Below are 18,278 nucleotides of genomic sequence, written 5' to 3'. Positions count from 1 at the left end.
TGAATGAAAGTATCATACCAGTGGTTAAACCACTACTTGCCGCTTGAACAAAACGGGATCACCCCGACGGAGTTAGCCGAAAAGATCGCCCGGACCTCCGTGGACATTAACGACGTATACTCACCGCAAAACGGCCTGCAAAAGGTGGTGGTCGGCCTGGTCGAATCGATCAAGGACCACCCCCAATCTGATCACTTGCACATTGCCCAGGTGAAGGTGGCCGAAGACACGACCGTTCAAATCGTGTGTGGGGCGCCAAACCTGGTCGCCGGTAAGAAGGTGATCACCGCCCTGGCCGGGGCCAAGCTGGCCGATGGCACTAAGATTAAGAAGAGCAAGCTGCGCGGCGAAGAATCCAACGGGATGCTGTGTGCCCTCCAAGAAATCGGCTTCACCGATAAGGTAGCACCAAAGGCCTACGAAGAGGGCCTTTGGTACCTGCCGGACGACGCCGAAGTCGGGGCGCCGGTCTTTTCATACCTGGGGATGGACGACACGATCATCGATACCGACGTGACGCCAAACCGGGGCGACATGCTGTCAATTTACGGTAACGTCAACGACCTGGCCGCCATTTACGCCCTGGACAATGGTTTCACCAGCCATGAAGTGGTTGAAAACGGCACCGAACGGACTGCCGACCTGATCAAGGCGACCGTCGCCGACCAACAACTGGCGCCGACTTACAAGCTGCGGGTGATCAAAAACGTCCACATTCAAGACAGTCCCCTGTGGCTGCAAATCCGCCTGTGGAACGCCGGCATCCGGCCAATTAACAACGTGGTGGACGTAACCAACTACATCCTGGTTAAGTACGGTCAACCGCTGCACTCCTTTGACTACGACCGCTTGACCAGCCACGAAATCAAGGTCCGTCACGCTGCGGAGGGCGAGCAGTTCACCACCCTGGACGGGGAAGAACAGACCCTGGCTAGCCAAGACATTCTGGTGTGTGACGGTGACCGCCCGGCCGCCCTGGCGGGGACGATGGGGGGCCAAGACACCAAGGTTACCGACCAAACCGTCAACGTCGCCTTGGAAGCCGCCATCTTTGACCCGGTTATGGTTCGTAAGCAGGCCCGCCGCCTAGACCTGCACTCCGAATCCTCCATGCGCTTTGAACGGGGGATCAACCCGGAAACGGTGGAAGTGGCCCTCAACGAAGCCGCCTACTGGCTGAGCGAACTGGCCGGCGGGGAAGTCACCAAGGGGATCGTTACGGCGACCGAAGAAGCCGTTCAGGTAACGCCGATTGAATTATCCACCAAGCGGGTCAACGACGTCTTGGGCCTGTCACTGAGCCAAGCCGACTTGGTGAACCTCTTTGACCGCCTGCGCTTTGCAAGCCAGGCGCTTGACGATGACCGGCTGCTGGTGCAAGTGCCGGCCCGCCGCTGGGACATCGCCATTAAGGCCGATTTGTACGAAGAAATTGCCCGCCTGTACGGCTACGACAACATCCCATCAACCCTGCCGACCGGCACCCAGACGCTGGGGGGGCTAAACGAACGGCAACGCTTCTTACGGGCGTCGCGGCACGTAATGCAAGGGGTCGGTTTAAACCAAGCCATCTCCTACTCCTTACTGACCGCCGAACAAGCCGCCCAGTTCCAAGTGAACCCGCAAGCCGGCCAGCCGATGCTTTTGGATTACCCCATGAGTTCTGATCACGTGGCGACCCGGATGAACATCGTGGCCGGCCTGTTGATCGACATTGCCTATAACGTTGCTCGCCAAGTCGACAACGTAGCCCTTTACGAACAAGGGCGGGTCTTCTTGCCGGTGGCTGGTCAAGAACGGCCGACTGAAGAAGAGCACATCGCCGGCGCCGTGACCGGTTCTTTGACGGCCGCCTCCTGGAACCAGGCAGACGACGATAACCAAGTCGACTTCTTCACCGTTAAGGGGATCGTGGAGCGCTACTTGCGTAACATGGCCGTGGAAGGCGAAATTAGCTATCAGGCGAACCACGACCGGGCCGATTTACACCCGGGCCGGTGTGCCGACGTCTTGTTAGACGGCCAAGTGGTGGGGTACATTGGCCAGGTTCACCCGACCGTGGCCAAGCAGTACCGGGTTCCGGTAACCTACGTCTTCGAATTAAACCTCGAACCACTGCTGCAAGCCGATAAGCGCGACAAGCACTACCAGCTGATCTCCAAGTACCCGGCCATTACGCGCGACGTGGCCCTCTTGGTCGACCAGAAAGTAACCAACGCCCAAATCGTGACGGCGATCAAAGAAGTCGGCGGACCGTACCTGAAGGCCGTCCACCTCTTCGACCTGTACAAGGGGAACTTCCTGCCCGCTAATAAGAAATCCTTGGCCTACACCTTGACTTACCAAGCCGATCAAGGAACCTTAACCGAAGACCAGGTTAACGAGGCCTTTGACAAGGTGATTGCCCACTTAAAGGATCAAGTCCAAGCAGAAATTCGTTAAAAATTACCAATTGGGCCCCAGTACGTTGGCTTGCCGACGCCTGGGGCCCTTCGCGTGGACAACGGGCGCCACTTGCCCGATGAAAGACCCTCTGGTATACTTTGGCGGATATAAGAAATGAGGAAAGCATTCATGAACGAAAATAGACGCCCGATCATCATTGGGGTGACCGGCGGCTCGGGAAGCGGGAAGACCACCGTTTCCAAAGCCATTTACGATAACTTAAACGGCCAATCAATTCAAATCATTACCCAAGATACCTACTACAACGACCAAGCAGACATGACGATGGCAGAACGCAAGGCGGTCAATTACGACCACCCGCTGGCCTTTGACAGTGATCTCTTGTACGAACAACTCAACCAGTTACGCCACAACAAGGCCGTTAACATGCCGGTTTACAACTACGAGGAATACACCCGGTCGACGGAAACCGTCCGGGTTGAACCCCAAGACGTGATCATCTTAGAGGGGATCTTAATCCTCGATGATGAACGGTTGCGTAGCCTGATGGACATCAAGGTCTACGTTGATACCGATGACGACATTCGGATCATTCGCCGAATTCAACGCGACATCCAGGAGCGGGGGCGGTCACTTGACTCGGTGATTAACCAGTACTTAGCGACGGTTAAGCCGATGTACCACCAGTTCGTTGAACCAACCAAACGCTACGCCGATCTAATCGTGCCCGAGGGGGGCGAGAACCGGGTGGCCATTGACTTGTTATCAACCAAGGTCCGCGATATCTTGGTCAAACGCGGTCACACTAATTTAGGTTAGTTCTGGTTGAAAGCAACCGGGGCACTGTGGTAAAGTTTGCTAGTGATCTTTTAATAAAAAGGGGTGCAGAAAATGGCTGAAGAAAAAAGCTTCCCGATGACTGCCGACGGGAAGGCCAAGTTAGAACAAGAATTAGAAGACTTACGGCTCGTTCGGCGGCCGGAAGTCATTAACCGGATTAAGATTGCGCGGAGCTACGGGGACCTCTCCGAAAACTCCGAGTACGAATCCGCCAAGGACGAACAAGCCTTTGTTGAAGGGCGGATTAGCCAAATCGAAACGATGTTGCAATACGCCGTCATCATCGACAACGAAGATGTTGCCGCCGACGAAGTTTCGATGGGGCGTGAAATTACCTTCCAAGAATTGCCAGATGAAGAACCGGAATCCTACACGATTGTCGGTGAATCCGAATCCGACCCGCTGTCCGGTAAGATTTCCAACGAATCACCAATGGCCAAGGGGCTGTTGGGCCACAAGGTTGGCGACACCGTGGAAATTGAAATTCCAAACGGCAGCATGAAGGTTAAGATCCTGTCCGTTAAGTAAGCAAAAAGCACCGCTCCAGTGGGGGCGGTGCTTTTTTAGGTTCAAATGTGCTTAGGACCGGCGGCGAGCTGTTACTTTTTGCCACCACGGGAGGGCAAAGAAAGCGGCGAAGGCGCCTAGGCTAATGAGCAGGCCCCAGATTAGTAGCGGTGGCACAAAGTAGAAGGTCACCTGGTGGGTTCCCGGGGTCAATTTCAGGGCCCAAAAGGTACTTAAGACTTTGTGTAACTTAACGGGGCGACCATCGACCATGGCGTGCCACCCGGCGGTGGCCGGGATGGTCGTCATCAGGGTGGTGGCTCCCTTCTTGAGCTTGACGGTTCCGCTAAGCTTGGTTGACGAGTAGTTAGTAATCTTTAACGGGCTTTGGGCCAGCTTGTGGTAATCAGCCATAAAGGAGGCTTGGTTGAGCCGGTACAGGCTGACGTTTTGGAGCCAGGCCGAATTTTTCTTTAGCGTCATGGTAATGGTGACTGATTTGCCCTTGGCGTGGTCGGCCACTGAAACGGCTACGGTGTCACGGTAGGTGTCGTATTGATTGAGGGCCTTACCATTCCGGGTGATGGTCACGCTGTCTAGGATCCCGTTCCCCAGGGTCAGGTAGTAGGGGTCGTTAGTCGTCGGCTTGAAGGTCAGCCGGATGGCGGCCGGGGCGGCTGAATCAACCTTGGTTAAGACGGCCCCGGTAATCTGGGTGGTCTCGTGGAGGTTGATGAAGGTAACGTGATCAAAGTTTTGGACCTTAAATAAGGAATCGTTAGTCGACTTGCCGGCCAGTGCTTGGTAAATTTGCGACTGGTAGTTGAGTGGGTCCAACGTGTTTTTGGAGAGGCTCAAGATCTGGTCGCTGGCCCCAAAGGCGAGTGGCAGGGCGGTCGGGTTTTTCTTAATCGTGATGAGCTTTGAAGAAGACAGGGTAGTTTGACGGTTCCAGTCGTAGCGGGCGCTGGTCAGCGGTAAGACTTGGGTGCCGGCCTGCTTACCATTATTGTTGGCCGTCAGTGAGTACTTAAAGCCCAGCAGTGAATCGGTCAATTCGGTTCCGTTGGTGTAGGTGATAAACCCGTCCCCGGCGGGCTGACCGATTGAGCCGACGAAGCTAGAAACACTGGGTTCCATGGTCGAACTGAAGTGATCGGCGGCGTTGTAGTCGGCCTGGAAGGGGTCGTCTTTGGTGCGCATGAAGTCCTTAGCGATGCGGTAAAGACCCTGGTCACCCTTTTTAATCGTGTTAACCGCCGCATCAAGTTTGGCTGTGTAGTTACCAAATTCGGCTTGGGAAACGTAGGAGATGTTATTCAGGGCGGTAAAGGCGCTCGTGGAGACGTCGCAAACGGCGAGCAAGACGATCAAGGCGTCGGTTAGGGCGGGGGAGGTTTGGCGCCGCAAGGTTAAAATCACCACCGCGATCGCCGCAAAGCCCGCCCCGATCCAGAGCTGATTTTGAGAAATGTAATTAACGGAGCCCACCCAGTTGAAAAACAGCGGTAACGCCCCGACTAAAAAGATGAGGGCCACGCCCAAGACGACCGGCCAAGAGAAGGTCGTTCCCGGTTCAAGAGTCCGGGCGGCCAACCAGATTAGCCAGAAGCAAAAGACAAAGGAGAACCGCGATGGGTACCAGACCGGGTACTGGCCGAGGTGCCACAAAAGGTCTAAGGGTGACCAGACGAAGGAAACCACCAAAAAGGCGGTAACCAAGAGGGCGCTTAAGCGTGCCGGCCAGCGGTCGCGGCGACTCAGTAGGTAGGCTAAGAAGCCGGCCACCATCAGCATGCCAACGTAGATGTTGGGCTGCCCGCTTGGCATCTGGTCGAAGTTAAAGGAGCCGGGGACGAACTTAGCCAGTATCTTGAGGGGGTTGTATTCCCACTTAAACGAGACCGACGTTGAGGTGTAAGTCCCCTTGCTCTTGGTTAAGGCAAATACGGTGGGTAACAAGACGACGGCGGCTAACGTGGTGGCGCCGATCGAAGCCAGTAGATAACGGGAAAACGCCGTTACCCGGGGGCGCCAAGGCTCCTTGGTGGTGGTCAAATACCAGCCGGCAAACAACAGGGTAAAGAGGGCGACCATCCAGGCCATGTAGTAGTTATCAATCATGGTCACGGCCAGGGCGGCTAGGTAAAAGCGCCAGCCGCGGCCGTCTAAAATAGCTAATAGACCGTAGATGACGAGGGGCAAAAGCCATAAGACGTCCAGCCACAACACGTTTAATTGGTTGGCGATCATCCACCCCATCATCGAATAGGGGGTCGAAAAGGCCAGCAGGCGCCCGCCGTGTTGCTCAGTGGTCTGGTCGAGCAGCCAGGCCATGGACAGACCGGCTAAGCCGTACTTGATTAAGACCAAAATGAGAATTCCCGCTGACAAAAACTTGCCGGCAAAGGGCAGGAGAATTAAGTTCAGCGGGCTAAACAGGTAGTAGGCGTTGGTTCCCCACATTTCACCGCCCAGGCCCTTAGAAAAGGAGTAAAAAATGCTGGTGGGGTGGTGGAGCAACGTCGAACGTAAGTAGGAAAAGAAGTCGACGTATTGCTGGCCGAGGTCAACGGTCAGGATGCTTGAGGAACCAAAGGGGGCCATCCCCCGGTAGGCAAAGTATCCCCCCATTAACAAGACGGGGAGGAAAAAACTAATCGTCAGCCAGAGCCGACGATGGCGACGTTGAATATGCAAAACGGTTAGGTCCTTTCCATTACAACTTATGCTGTCAATTATATACCGGTGGGGTGAAGAAATCGGTCATAAAATTTGCTTAAATCGTGGTCAAAGAGGTGCCAAGCAACCTTAAAAAGAGTATCATCTAGTAGTTAGACCGGCAAAGGGTTTGCCGGAGTTGCTAAAATAAGTACTAATTTTGGCTAAGGAGAGTTTTGCAGTGAATTTTTTTAAACGCTTTAAGAGGATCCTTGGCCCGCGGACACAAAACAAGAACCGGAGTGCCCAGTCGGTCATTCCCTTCCGGTTAAACTTGTTGCTTTGGATCGTGGGTCTGCTCCTCTTGATGCTTGCCATTCGGTTGTTTTACCTGCAGATTTTAAACGGGGCAACCTATAAGGCGGATGTTAAAGAATCGGATACGACCGTTCAAACCAACAACGTTCAGCGGGGGATGATCTATGATTCCACTGGCAAGGTGATCGTAGGAAACCAGGCTCACCAAGCCATTACCTACACTAAGGGGTCTGACGTTACCGACGCCGATATGTACAAGATCGCCAACCAGTTGGGCAAGTACCTGACGGTGTCAACGGAGAAGTTAACGACGAGAAACAAACAGGATTACTTCCTGGCTAATGACGATAACTTAAACCGGATGATCAAAAAGGCGGGGCTGGCCAAGGATGTCACCGCCGATACGATCTCAACCAGTCAGTACAACAAGGTGCTCAAGTACCTCAACGCCCACCCGAGCCAGTACAAGCTAACCAGTTCGCAAAAGAACAAGGCGATGATTTACGCTACGATGACCGGGGCCTACTCGCTTTCCACGACCTACATCAAGGAAACCGGCGTGACCTCAAAGGAATTGGCCGAGGTCGGGGAACACTTGAGCTCGATGCCGGGGGTGAAGATCGGGACCGCCTGGACGCGAAACTACCCGCAGGGGAAGAACTTCCAGACGATGACCGGGACGGTGACGACCTCGGGGCTGCCGTCCGATGAGATCAACACCCTGCTTTCCCAGGGGTATTCCCGTAACGATTCGGTGGGTCAATCCTACATTGAAAAGGAATACCAGTCGACTCTGGCGGGTTCCAAGTCGCAGACCGAAGTGACCTCCAATGGCTCGACGGTGGCGAAGTCGGTCCTTAAGTACGCCGGTTCGAAGGGCGACAACCTGGTCTTGACGATCAACGCTAAGTTCCAAAAGCAGGTCCAATCGATCTTGACCAAGAACTACTCGTCAGCCGGTAATGGGTATTCAACGGGGGTTTACGCCGTGGTGATGAACCCCAACACCGGGGCGATTTACGCCATGGCCGGAATTGATCGTGACCCAACGACCGGGAAGCAGACCGTCGATGAAGTGGGGGGAATCAACCACCCGATCACGATGGGGTCCGTTGTTAAGGGGGCCATGGTCCTCGGGGCCATGATGGACGGGGTGATTACCCCGTCTAACAACACCTTGACCGATATGCCAATCAAGGTGGCCGGGACGTCGGCTAAGGCCTCCTGGTTCAACAAGACCGGGTCGGCCAACACTTCCCTGACCGCCTCCACCGCCCTAGAAGTTTCTTCTAACTCCTACATGATGCAATTGGCGATGAAAGAAGGGGGCATGAAATACTACTCCGGTGCCCAAATCACCCTGAAGCCATCGATCTTTAAGAAGTTACGTTACTACTTCAACATGTTTGGCCTGGGCCAAAAGACCGGGATCGACATTCCGGGCGAATCGGCCGGCTACGAGGGGCCGTCAACTCAGTCCCACATTGGGTCGGCCCTGGACGAATCGTTTGGGAACTACGATGAGTACACGGTCCTGCAGTTAGCCCAGTACATGTCGACGATTGCCAACGGTGGTTACCGGATGAAGCCGTACGTGGTTTCCCAGATTCGGGGGACTAAGTCCAACGGGAGCCTGGGGGCGGTTAAGTACACCACTCAGCCACAGGTCCAACAAGTGATTCCGGCAAGTAAGGCGGCCTTTAACGTGGTTAAAGAGGGGCTCTACCTGGTTACCCACGGGACGAGCCCGTACGTAACCGCCTCCTCGCTTAAGAGCGAAACGCCGTCAATCTCCGGGAAGACCGGGACGGCCGAAACCTACTACGGTACCACGGCGACGACCACCCTGTCCTTTGCCGGTTACTCCCCGTCGGATAACCCGCAAGTCGTAGTGGCCCTGGCCATTCCGGGGGTAACCAATTCGAACAGTGGTGCCAACATCACGATGGCTAAGGAAATCTTTGCCGCCTACTGGAAGGACGTCCAAAACTCGTCCAGCAGCGAATAGGGGTGAAGCTCTGTCAAGGAAAAATCCTTAACAAAAGGGCTAGCCAAACCGGCCGATTGATGATATAGTTGTACAAGTTAGGGTTGTGCCAGTGAAGCACAACACCGTTTAATAAAATTACAAAGTTTGGAGGCACAACACGATGCGTGTAAACATTACTTTAGAATGCACCTCATGCCACGAACGGACTTACTTAACCAGCAAGAACCGTCGTAACAATCCCGACCGTCTTGAATTAAACAAGTACTGCCCACGGGAACACAAGGTGGTCTTACACCGCGAAACGAAGTAGTTCTTCGCTTCATGCGCGATCGATATTTATCGGTCGCGTTTTTTTATTCCCCACGTTTTCTGTCTAACCTGAAAGAACCAAACTAGCTAGTGGGGACCAGCGTTTTTTTACACCTATTTTTTATTACCGCGATCAATCAAAATCGGGAAAAACGCTTGCGTCCCCTGGGGGAAACTGTGATAATAGATCTTTGTAAACGTTTGACAAAGGAGAGAGATTTGAGATGACGTATACAAAAAAAGAGATGCGCAAGGCTTACATTGCCCGGCTCCAGCAACTGGATCTGAACACGCGCGTTCGAGAAGAAAGGCGGCTGGTAAGTAGGTTATACGACCAACCGGAATGGGTTAGCGCTAAAACGGTGGCGATAACGCTTAGTCAATCCTTTGAAGTTGACACCGCCCCGCTGATCCTGCACGCCCGGCATAAAGGTCAAACGGTTGTGGTGCCACGAACACTTCCCCATCGGCAAATGGAGTTCGTGGCCATCGACGAAGATACCACCTTTGAAGAAACGAGCTTCGGGGTGTTAGAACCGGTGGACGGGACCGTCATTCCCGCCGAAGAGATTGATTTGATGGTGGTTCCTGGCGTGGCCTTCACCACGACTGGGAAGCGCCTGGGCTTTGGGGGGGGCTATTACGACCGCTACTTAGCCAACTACCAGGGAGCAACCATCTCCCTTGCCTTAAACACTCAAGTAGCCGCGGAAGATGAATGGGAAGCTGACCCGTTTGACATCACGGTGAACAAAGTGCTGACCCCAAGTGGTGATTAAAAGTGAAAAAGGCCATTCAACAAGCGCCGCTAACCTGCTGTTTGGTGGGTGTGTGTGTACTTGTCTACCTACTCGAAGAACTAGCCGGCGGGGCCACTAATTCGGCCACCCTCCTTAACCTGGGGGCGAATTATGGTCCCTTTGTTAGGGCTGGACAATGGTGGCGCGTGTTCACCGCTGCCTTTTTGCACATCGGGCTCACCCACCTCTTTTTAAACATGATGGTCCTCTACTACTTAGGACGGACCATTGAGGAATTGACTGGTCATTTGCGGATGGCCGTGATTTACTTGGTGAGCATCTTGATGGGTAACTTGGTTAGCGTCGCCGTTCATCCGGTAACCATTTCGGCGGGGGCTTCAACGGGGATCTTTGGCCTTTTCGGGGCCTTCCTCTTTATGGGAAGCGAATTTCGCCAGTACCCAGCGCTACGGGGTTTAGCGCGCCAGTACCTGATCTTGGTGATTATCAACCTGGTTTACGACTTGATTGCACCCGGGATTGATATTTTTGGTCACTTGGGGGGACTGGTCGGCGGCTTTTTAGCGTGCGCGCTCGTGGGGGTTCCTACTTTAGGGGAAATCCACTTGCGAAAACGGTTTCTTGGTGGCACGATATTAGTGTTAGGGTTTGTACTACTGGGTAAGGTGGTGTTTTTCCAGGGATGAAACGGATTGAACAGCTCCGCACCCTGTACGATGTTCAGCAACTCTTAAAGCAGTTCAACGTCTTCGTGTACGTTGGTAAACGCTTGTGGGACATTGAACTGATGGCAATTGAACTCGACAACTTATACCAAGCCGGCGTTTTAGAGCGGGATGTGTACATGAAAGCCAAGCTGGTTTTACGAAAGGAACACCGTCTCGAAGAAGAGCATCCGGAAGGTAAATACTTAAATTAGAAGAGGGATTATTCATTATGACGAACAAGAAGCTGATTGGTGTTGACTTAGGTGGGACGACGATTAAGTTCGCTATCCTGACGGCTGAAGGGGAAATCCAAGAAAAGTGGTCACTTCGGACTAACATTTTGGATGAAGGTTCCCACATTGTGCCGGACATTATTGACTCCATCAACCACCACATCGACCTTTACAAGATGAGTAAGGATCAATTCATCGGGATCGGGATGGGGACGCCCGGGACGATCGACCTGGCAAAGGGGACCGTTAAGGGTGCTTACAACCTGAACTGGAAGACGACGCAAAACGTCAAGGACCAAATCGAAGAAGGTACCGGCCTGAAGTTTGCCCTGGACAACGACGCCAACGTAGCGGCCCTCGGTGAACGCTGGAAGGGTGCCGGTAACGATGGTGACGACGTGGCCTTCATCACCCTGGGGACCGGGGTCGGTGGTGGCTTGATCGCCAATGGTGAATTGATCCACGGGCTGGGTGCCGGTGGTGAAGTTGGCCACATGATCGTTCAACCGAACGGTTACCTTTGTACCTGTGGGAACCACGGTTGCTTAGAACAATACGCTTCGGCAACCGGGGTGGTTCACATTGCCCAAGACAAGGCGGAAGAATACGAAGGTAATTCTCGCTTGAAGGCGATGATCGATAACGGGGATGAAATTACCTCTAAGATCGTCTTTGACCTGGCCAAGGAAAACGACTTCTTAGGTAACGAAGTTGTTAACCAAGTGGCCTTCTACCTGGGTCTGGCATGCGCTAACTTAGCCGACGCCTTGAACCCAGAATTCCTGGTAATCGGTGGTGGGGTTTCCGCTGCCGGTGACTTCTTGCTCAAGCGGGTGGAAAAGAACTTCCAAGAATTTGCCTTCCCAACCGTTCGGACGACGACCCAACTTAAGTTAGCCGAATTAGGTAACGACGCTGGGGTGATCGGGGCGGCTTCCTTGGCACGCCGGTTTGCATAAAAAATGTTAGTGGGGGATTGAATCGTGGTTTTAGCAGTTAGTTCTGGTCTGATGATGTTAAACATTGTTATCTTGGTCTTGTTGATTGTCTGGGTCGGGGTCTGGGGCCTTGGTGCATGGCGCCGGCGCCATTACGCAACGGTCCTCAGCCAAGAGGAATTCCAAGCGGGACTTCGCCGTGCCCAGGTGATTGATTTACGGCCAAAGGATCAGTTCGACCGGGGCCACATTCTAGGCGCCCGCAGTGTTCCCTACGCCCTGCTTCGCCAGCAAGGGGTCGACCTTCGTGCCGATATGCCAATTTACCTCTACGATGAAGGGATGACGGTGTCAACCCAAGCGGCGGTGTACTTGAACAAGCACGGCTTCAAGCAACTGTACATCTTAAAGGATGGCTACGTTCGCTGGGAAGGGAAGACTAAAAAGGCCAAGTACATTGATTAAGAGAAGTGGGAAACAACCTCCTATGCAGGTCGTATGACTTAGCTAGGGCGGGGTTAGTACGGTACGTACTGTTCTCCGCCCGTACTTAGGCACTAGGCCTGCGGTTGGTTTCCACGTTATCTGTGTAACCGTCGAAAATTAAAAGGGGGACGTTGCATTGCGACGTTCCCCTTTTAATTTTACAATTGGTGTGCCGAACGGTTCTTGCGGGTAGCAGAACGGCGGTTTTCATCGAACTTGGTTTCTTCTTCTTCAATCGGCTTGATCACGGTCTTGTGGAAGGCAAGTGCCCCACTGACGATCGCACCGAGGGTCGTTAAGCTACCAAAGAAGAAACCACGCGTAAAGTGCTTCATCAAAAATACCCCCTTCAATTCTAATTAACATCATTATGCAAGATTTGAAGGGGCTTTACCAGTTAAATCTAGATTAATCAAAGAAAGAGGGATCAGCGATGGCAAAGGTAGTGGCAATTGTGGGCCCGACGGCGGTGGGCAAGACCGCCCTGTCACTTCGGGTGGCCCAAAAGTTTGGTGGGGAGGTGATTTCTGGTGACTCGATGCAAGTTTACCGGGGCCTAGACATTGGGACCGCCAAGGCGACGACGGAAGAACGGAGCTTGGTTCCGCACCACTTGATCGACGTAAAAGACATTCACGACCGCTTTTCGGTGGCTGATTTTAAGGTCGCCGCTGAGCGTGAGATTGACCAAATTGCAGACCGGGGGCATTTGCCATTGGTGGTTGGTGGGACCGGCTTTTACCTTCAGGCCCTGGTTGAAAACTTGGCCCTGGGCCGCGACCAGTTCGATCAGGAATCGGCGGCGATTCGGGATCACTGGCACCAAATTGCGACCGAGCGGGGCAAGCAATTTGTTTGGGAGCAGCTAAACGAGCGCGACCCCGCGGCGGCCGCTAAGATTCCGGTGGCGAACTTACGGCGGGTGATTCGGGCCCTGGAAGTGATTGAAAAGACGGGTGCACTCTTTTCCACCCAACCCCAACCACCGGCTAAAAACGACTTCTTGATCATTGGGTTGACCACGCAACGCCCCGTCTTATACCAGCGAATTAACCAGCGGGTGGATCAAATGGTCGCCAACGGGCTCCTTGAAGAGGCAAAGTGGTTATATGACCAGGGGGGCGAAAACGAACAGGCCGGCAAGGGAATTGGCTACCGGGAGCTGTTCCCCTACTTTGCGGGGACGGTTAGCCGCCAAGAAGCGCTAGAAAAGATCAAGCTTGATTCGCGCCACTACGCCAAGCGTCAATTGACCTGGTTTCGCAACCAAATGACGGTCCACTGGTTTGATCTGGTCAGCCAGCAAAACACGACTGAAGAAATTGAAGCCTTGATTAACGGTTGGTTAAAAAAGTAAAGTGAAAGCGCTTAGCAATCCATTCTCTTTTCAAACCAGCGAGAATCGATTGATTTTAACGGGTGGGGTTGTTATTATTGATCCATCGATTTAAAAAAGCCGATCAATAACGGCGGCGGCGGTTAAGGATATGACCTAGACCAATCGCCTAATGATCGGCGATGTTACTTGATGATACAGAGGAAGGAATAGCAGACAATGGCAAAACATGTTTACACGAATGACGAAGTACACGCCCTGGTTAAGGAGGAAAATGTTCGCTTTTTGCGGGTGACCTTCTCAGACCTCTTTGGCACGATGAAGAGTGTTGACTTACCGATTAGCCAACTTGACAAATTATTAGCAAACAAGGTGATGTTTGACGGCTCCTCGATCGATGGGTTTGTTCGCATCGAAGAAAGTGACATGTACCTGTACCCGGACATGTCGACCTGGCTGGTCTTCCCATGGGGGGCAGAACACGGTAAGGTTGCCCAAGTGATCTGCTCCGTTCACCTGACGGACGGGACGCCATTTGCTGGGGACCCACGTAACAACTTAAAGCGCGTCATCAAGGAAATGAACGACGCCGGCTTCTCTGCTTTCAACATCGGTCCAGAACCAGAATTCTTCCTTTTTGAAACCGACGAAAACGGCAACACGACCACCAAGGTTAACGACCAAGAAAACTACTTTGACCTGGAACCAGCTGATAAGGGTGAAGACTGCCGTCGCGACATCGTTTTGGCCCTGGAATCCATGGGTTACAACGTTGAAGCTGCCCACCACGAAGTTGCACCGGGCCAACACGAAGTTGACTTCAAGTACTCCGACGCCTTAGAAGCGGCCGACAACATCCAAATCTTCAAGTTAGTGGTGAAGACGATCGCCAAGAAGTACGGCTTCCACGCCACCTTCATGCCAAAGCCACTGGCCGGCATCAACGGGAACGGGATGCACATGAACATGTCCTTGTTTAAAGAAGAAGGCGGCAAGGTAGTCAACTCCTTCTACGACGAACAAGACAAGGTTCAACTTTCGCAAACCGCATACCAATTCTTGGCTGGGGTGATGGACCACGCCCGTAGTGTGACGGCGGTCTGCAACCCGATCGTCAACTCTTACAAGCGCCTGGTTCCGGGCTATGAAGCACCAGTTTACGTTGCTTGGTCTGCCTCTAACCGTTCCCCAATGGTCCGGATTCCAAGCGAGCGTGGGATGGGGACCCGGCTGGAATTGCGGTCCGTTGACCCGTCCGCTAACCCGTACCTGGCCATTGCTGCCATCTTAGCCGCTGGGCTGGACGGTTTGAAGCGTGGTTTAAAGCCGGCTGACAGCGTTGACGAAAACATCTACGCTATGACCGAAGCAGAACGGCAAGCCAAGGGGATCCACGACTTACCAGACACCCTGCACAACGCCTTGAAGAGCCTGGCCCAAGACGACGTGATTAAGGCGGCCTTAGGTGACCACCTCTACCGCTCCTTTAATGAGGCTAAGAGCTTGGAATACGAAGGCTACCGCCAATCCGTTTCCAAGTGGGAACAAGACAAGTACATGAGCGAATACTAAACACGACTGAGAGTGGGAAATAACCTACTCGGCAGGCCGTATGTAAGATCGAATGAACGGTTGGTGCGTCACGCACCGTTCTTCGGCTTGCTTAGGCACTAGGTCTGCGGTTATTGCCCCCGTATAATAGTAAAAAAGCTCCCGCCGGTTGTGGCGGGAGCTTTTTTAAGCAATTATTCGTTTTCTAACTTCTTCGCGTCAGCGTCAATCCGGGCAAAACCAGAGCCATCTGGCTTCTTGCTCCCACGCTTTTCCATCGCCTTTCTGGCCATTTCCTTACGTTCTTGCTTGCTAAGTGCCATTGATTATTCGCCTCTTTTCGAATTAGCCATTCAATACTCTACATTTGTAAAGTACTGAATACGATTATTATAGAGCGAATTGAATAACTTGCAAGCTACTTTGATAATTATTTTGATATCGGACCGGCGAGAACCCCTTTTAGTTGGGCCAGTGCGCCTTGTTTCAGACCGTTTGGCGAAGCGGATTAGAATTAATGGTGAACTGACTTTAAAAAAGGGCGGAAATTAGCTAAGATAAAGCTATAACCATGATAAGGAGAAACTCATATGGCGAATGAAGAACAACAGCACGGCGCCGTTAGCATTGGAGAAGTGATTAACGGTCAGATTGCGACCAAAATTGATTATCTGCAACAGTTACAAAACGCCATTGCGGATCATGATGACTGCCAGGTCTACCAGCTGCTCGATAACCAGCGCTACGCTGCCGAAATCGAACACCGTGAGCAGCAACCAAACGACTCGCGGGTGATGAACCTAGTGGATAACTTGGCTGACCAACTCAGCAACTACTTAAGCAGCAACCTGATTAAATACCTCGGCAAGGCCTACCCCTTCTTTTACTATGAAGAATACCAGACCGGCCACTACCGGGTTTACTTTGGGAACTGGTGGGACCGCCGCCAGTTCGGGGAGCTGGACGTGTTAAACATTCGCTTCATCTTTAACCGAGAAGAATACGATAAGCTCGCCCAGGCTTTCAAGCTGTCCCAAGCCGGCAAGCGTTACAACAGCAAGCGGATCGGGGAATTGTCCAAGGAAAACGAACGGCTACAATCCTTAATTGACGATGCGACGACTCGCGAACAGCGGCGGGCCGAATTGCAAGAGGAACTAAAAGACATCACCGCCCGTAGCGGGATCTTTGAATCCAGCCGCAACCGGGAGAGCCGGGAGTCGATTGTCGAAGAGATTGCTCACCTCGAAGACCTCGATCAAGAGGCGCGGACGGCGGCGGAAAACATTAAGCAAAACGAACGCACGATACTCGACTTGTCCAAGGAAAACACGATCCTTTCCTACGAGCAAAAGTCGATTAACGACGTCTTTGGCTCCTTTGAAGACTTTGAGTTAGCCAACCGGAGCCTGTATGCCAACTATTTAGCTAGCCTGAGTAGCGGGGCCAGTGACGAGGGAAAGCGGGGGAGTAACAATGAGTAACAGCCAAATTGTTTCCACGGCCACCGATAAGGTGCGGGCCTTGTCAGCTTCTTTAAAGGATGGTTTGTTAGTGGGGAAACGCTACGTGGACCTCTTAAACGAATTGGTGGAAACCAATGAACCCCAGGATCTGTTGTCGGCAACCGAGGAGTTAGTCAACTTAAACTTGACCAACGCCTTCGTGAAATTCCCCCAACACTACCAACCGGCTGATTACTACCTCTTGTTTATGAGTCGCATGCTGGAGCTAAACGCCATCAACGGGGTGGCGATTAGCCAACACAACCACGCCTTACAAGCGAACATTCAACCACTAGAAGAGGGTTTAACCTTTAAGTTTGAGCCAGCCAATGAGCATGCGGGGGCCTTTTTCGCCGACCAGCGTCACCACGAACCACTCTTTTACATTGACCTGGAGAACCGGTTATTGAACTTTTCAAACCAGGCCCTGGTCGACTTCTTTATTGTTAAGCAGGTCAACAACTATAACGACTTGGACTTAGAAGAGGCCTTGGCACCGCTAATTTCCTTTGCAAAGCTGTTAAAAGACCGCTTAGACTTTCGGATTGACCTCGGGATGCTTTCGACGAGCAACCAGACCGTCTTTGGCTTACAAAAACCAGACCTCGATATGGCCGTAATCGACAAGCTCTTCATCGATACAACCGAGACGGATTACTTCTTGATGAGTCTGCCCCAAAATAACGGTGCCCAGCTGAACTTAGACCGCGGTATCAAACTGCAACTGGGCTTTGATCCCGAGGATTACAGCCAGCAGTGGGGCTTTAGGGTTCTGGACGAAAATGAGCGTTCCTCGTTCTTCGGTATTTTGTTACACTACCCGATTGTGCGGGACTGGTACTTAAAGAACCGCGCAGCGTTGGCCATTCAAACCACCCATTTTGCACCCCGGGCCCAGGTAAAAGAGGAGGCGCCCTTAGAAGATGCTTAACATCACCGTTTTACTGCAGGACGTCATCGCAACTGACAACCGCCTCTTTGAAGCAAAGGACGTCATGCTGGGTCCTGAGGCACGCTTAGCTAACGTTGTCACCACCCTCGACATTGAGCTGGCCAAGCTAGCAAACCTAGTTGGTTGGAGCCGGGTGTACGATGAGGGTGAAAAACCAGCAGCTACCGACCTAGCCGGCCAGTACACCAAGGTTCTCCACGCGGCCCTGCTGATGGCGGCGCGTAAGCAATGGACGCATTTGGTAGTTTTAGATGACCAGGCCTTCACCCGTTTGTTAGCGGTCAAGCCGGCCACCAAGGTAGCGGATCTCAACAAGGAGTACTTGGCCATCAAAAACTTTACCTTGGGCAGTTACTTCAGCCACCGCCAAGAAGACTTCCGTCACGCCTGGCACTTGCTCTTGAAGCTGGGGCTGGTGGACCTCGGCGTTTCGGCTGACCAAATCATGGCCGCCCATCAACAACTAATCCAACGGGCTGAAAGAACCATTGCCAAAACAAACTAACTAAAAAGGGAAACCGCGAGCGAACGGTTTCCCTTTTTGAGTGAGAGCAAAGACTATGCTTTTCGTTGGAAATGTTTTCCAACGGGGTGGCTTCGAGATGGATTGCCAAAGTAAATTTGACCTGCTACAGATAAAGAAAGAATTAACACAATGATAAAGAACGGTAGCATCTTTTCACCCCCATAAACATTGCCTATCCTTATTATTGCCCATTTTGCAAAAAATGCAATAGCTTTGTAAACTTTTTGTTACATTGGATTAATTTATTTGAAA

At 52.5% G+C, this 18,278-nt stretch carries 18 protein-coding genes; 15 read left to right on the top strand and 3 right to left on the bottom strand.

What is annotated here, in order from left to right; all coding sequences use genetic code 11:
- Positions 1 to 3: 3 nt before the first annotated feature.
- The 3 genes from pheT to greA all read left to right on the top strand — a co-directional run bounded on the left by pheT (position 4) and on the right by greA (position 3,774).
- Positions 4 to 2,442: a phenylalanine--tRNA ligase subunit beta gene (gene pheT / locus FG166_RS06800; RefSeq protein WP_003683754.1), complete on the top strand. Its 2,439-nt coding sequence runs from the start codon at positions 4 to 6 to the stop codon at positions 2,440 to 2,442.
- A 132-nt stretch (positions 2,443 to 2,574) separates the two neighbouring features.
- Complete coding sequence (udk, locus tag FG166_RS06795) at positions 2,575 to 3,225, top strand: uridine kinase (protein WP_023466601.1); 651 nt, start codon at positions 2,575 to 2,577, stop codon at positions 3,223 to 3,225.
- Between the two features lie 72 nt (positions 3,226 to 3,297).
- Positions 3,298 to 3,774: a transcription elongation factor GreA gene (greA, locus tag FG166_RS06790; protein ID WP_003683757.1), complete on the top strand. Its 477-nt coding sequence runs from the start codon at positions 3,298 to 3,300 to the stop codon at positions 3,772 to 3,774.
- Positions 3,775 to 3,825: 51 nt separating this feature from the next.
- Here the strand turns inward: greA and FG166_RS06785 are convergent, their stop codons facing one another.
- The gene (locus FG166_RS06785; protein ID WP_003683760.1) at positions 3,826 to 6,453 is read right to left on the bottom strand and encodes a YfhO family protein; all 2,628 of its coding nucleotides are present in this window, start codon (positions 6,451 to 6,453) and stop codon (positions 3,826 to 3,828) included.
- 202 nt (positions 6,454 to 6,655) lie between these two features.
- On the opposite strand from FG166_RS06785, the gene FG166_RS06780 reads away from it, so the two are divergent.
- From FG166_RS06780 to FG166_RS06750, 7 genes are all read left to right on the top strand, one after another.
- Complete coding sequence (locus FG166_RS06780) at positions 6,656 to 8,740, top strand: peptidoglycan D,D-transpeptidase FtsI family protein (RefSeq protein ID WP_014562543.1); 2,085 nt, start codon at positions 6,656 to 6,658, stop codon at positions 8,738 to 8,740.
- 142 nt (positions 8,741 to 8,882) lie between these two features.
- The gene (rpmG, locus tag FG166_RS06775) at positions 8,883 to 9,032 is read left to right on the top strand and encodes a 50S ribosomal protein L33 (RefSeq protein ID WP_003683763.1); all 150 of its coding nucleotides are present in this window, start codon (positions 8,883 to 8,885) and stop codon (positions 9,030 to 9,032) included.
- A 223-nt stretch (positions 9,033 to 9,255) separates the two neighbouring features.
- Positions 9,256 to 9,810, top strand: coding sequence for a 5-formyltetrahydrofolate cyclo-ligase (locus tag FG166_RS06770; protein ID WP_003683766.1), 555 nt, complete (start codon positions 9,256 to 9,258; stop codon positions 9,808 to 9,810).
- 2 nt (positions 9,811 to 9,812) lie between these two features.
- Complete coding sequence (locus tag FG166_RS06765; RefSeq protein ID WP_003683768.1) at positions 9,813 to 10,478, top strand: rhomboid family intramembrane serine protease; 666 nt, start codon at positions 9,813 to 9,815, stop codon at positions 10,476 to 10,478.
- A complete protein-coding gene (locus FG166_RS06760; RefSeq protein ID WP_003683770.1) occupies positions 10,475 to 10,711 on the top strand; it encodes a YqgQ family protein in 237 nt (78 codons plus the stop codon). Before FG166_RS06765 ends, FG166_RS06760 begins: the two co-directional genes overlap by 4 nt.
- A 17-nt stretch (positions 10,712 to 10,728) precedes the next feature.
- Positions 10,729 to 11,691 carry an ROK family glucokinase gene (locus tag FG166_RS06755; RefSeq protein WP_003683772.1) on the top strand — a complete coding sequence of 321 codons (963 nt, stop codon included), beginning with the start codon at positions 10,729 to 10,731 and terminating at the stop codon, positions 11,689 to 11,691.
- 24 nt (positions 11,692 to 11,715) lie between these two features.
- The gene (locus FG166_RS06750; protein ID WP_003686239.1) at positions 11,716 to 12,135 is read left to right on the top strand and encodes a rhodanese-like domain-containing protein; all 420 of its coding nucleotides are present in this window, start codon (positions 11,716 to 11,718) and stop codon (positions 12,133 to 12,135) included.
- A gap of 179 nt (positions 12,136 to 12,314) precedes the next feature.
- Here the strand turns inward: FG166_RS06750 and FG166_RS06745 are convergent, their stop codons facing one another.
- Positions 12,315 to 12,491 carry a DUF3042 family protein gene (locus FG166_RS06745; RefSeq protein ID WP_003683779.1) on the bottom strand — a complete coding sequence of 59 codons (177 nt, stop codon included), beginning with the start codon at positions 12,489 to 12,491 and terminating at the stop codon, positions 12,315 to 12,317.
- A gap of 98 nt (positions 12,492 to 12,589) precedes the next feature.
- On the opposite strand from FG166_RS06745, the gene miaA reads away from it, so the two are divergent.
- Together miaA and glnA are read left to right on the top strand one after the other, a co-directional pair.
- A complete protein-coding gene (gene miaA / locus FG166_RS06740) occupies positions 12,590 to 13,513 on the top strand; it encodes a tRNA (adenosine(37)-N6)-dimethylallyltransferase MiaA (RefSeq protein WP_003683781.1) in 924 nt (307 codons plus the stop codon).
- 198 nt (positions 13,514 to 13,711) lie between these two features.
- Positions 13,712 to 15,064: a type I glutamate--ammonia ligase gene (gene glnA, locus FG166_RS06735; RefSeq protein WP_003683784.1), complete on the top strand. Its 1,353-nt coding sequence runs from the start codon at positions 13,712 to 13,714 to the stop codon at positions 15,062 to 15,064.
- A 173-nt stretch (positions 15,065 to 15,237) separates the two neighbouring features.
- On the opposite strand, the gene FG166_RS09645 is transcribed toward glnA, so the two are convergent.
- Complete coding sequence (locus FG166_RS09645) at positions 15,238 to 15,366, bottom strand: hypothetical protein (RefSeq protein ID WP_012391461.1); 129 nt, start codon at positions 15,364 to 15,366, stop codon at positions 15,238 to 15,240.
- Between the two features lie 267 nt (positions 15,367 to 15,633).
- On the opposite strand from FG166_RS09645, the gene FG166_RS06730 reads away from it, so the two are divergent.
- The 3 genes from FG166_RS06730 to FG166_RS06720 are packed head-to-tail and all read left to right on the top strand — an operon-like array spanning position 15,634 to position 18,005.
- A complete protein-coding gene (locus FG166_RS06730; RefSeq protein WP_003683788.1) occupies positions 15,634 to 16,527 on the top strand; it encodes a hypothetical protein in 894 nt (297 codons plus the stop codon).
- Positions 16,520 to 17,479 carry a hypothetical protein gene (locus FG166_RS06725; RefSeq protein WP_003683790.1) on the top strand — a complete coding sequence of 320 codons (960 nt, stop codon included), beginning with the start codon at positions 16,520 to 16,522 and terminating at the stop codon, positions 17,477 to 17,479. The genes FG166_RS06730 and FG166_RS06725 overlap by 8 nt, the downstream gene beginning before the upstream one ends.
- Entirely contained in the window at positions 17,472 to 18,005 is a 534-nt protein-coding gene (locus FG166_RS06720) for a hypothetical protein (RefSeq protein WP_003683795.1), read from the top strand. The genes FG166_RS06725 and FG166_RS06720 overlap by 8 nt, the downstream gene beginning before the upstream one ends.
- Positions 18,006 to 18,278 lie beyond the last annotated feature (273 nt).

It is taken from the genome of Limosilactobacillus fermentum (assembly GCF_013394085.1).
Lineage (GTDB): Bacteria > Bacillota > Bacilli > Lactobacillales > Lactobacillaceae > Limosilactobacillus > Limosilactobacillus fermentum.
Note: the sequence above shows the minus strand (reverse complement) of the source record. Positions and strands in the feature narration are given on the sequence as shown.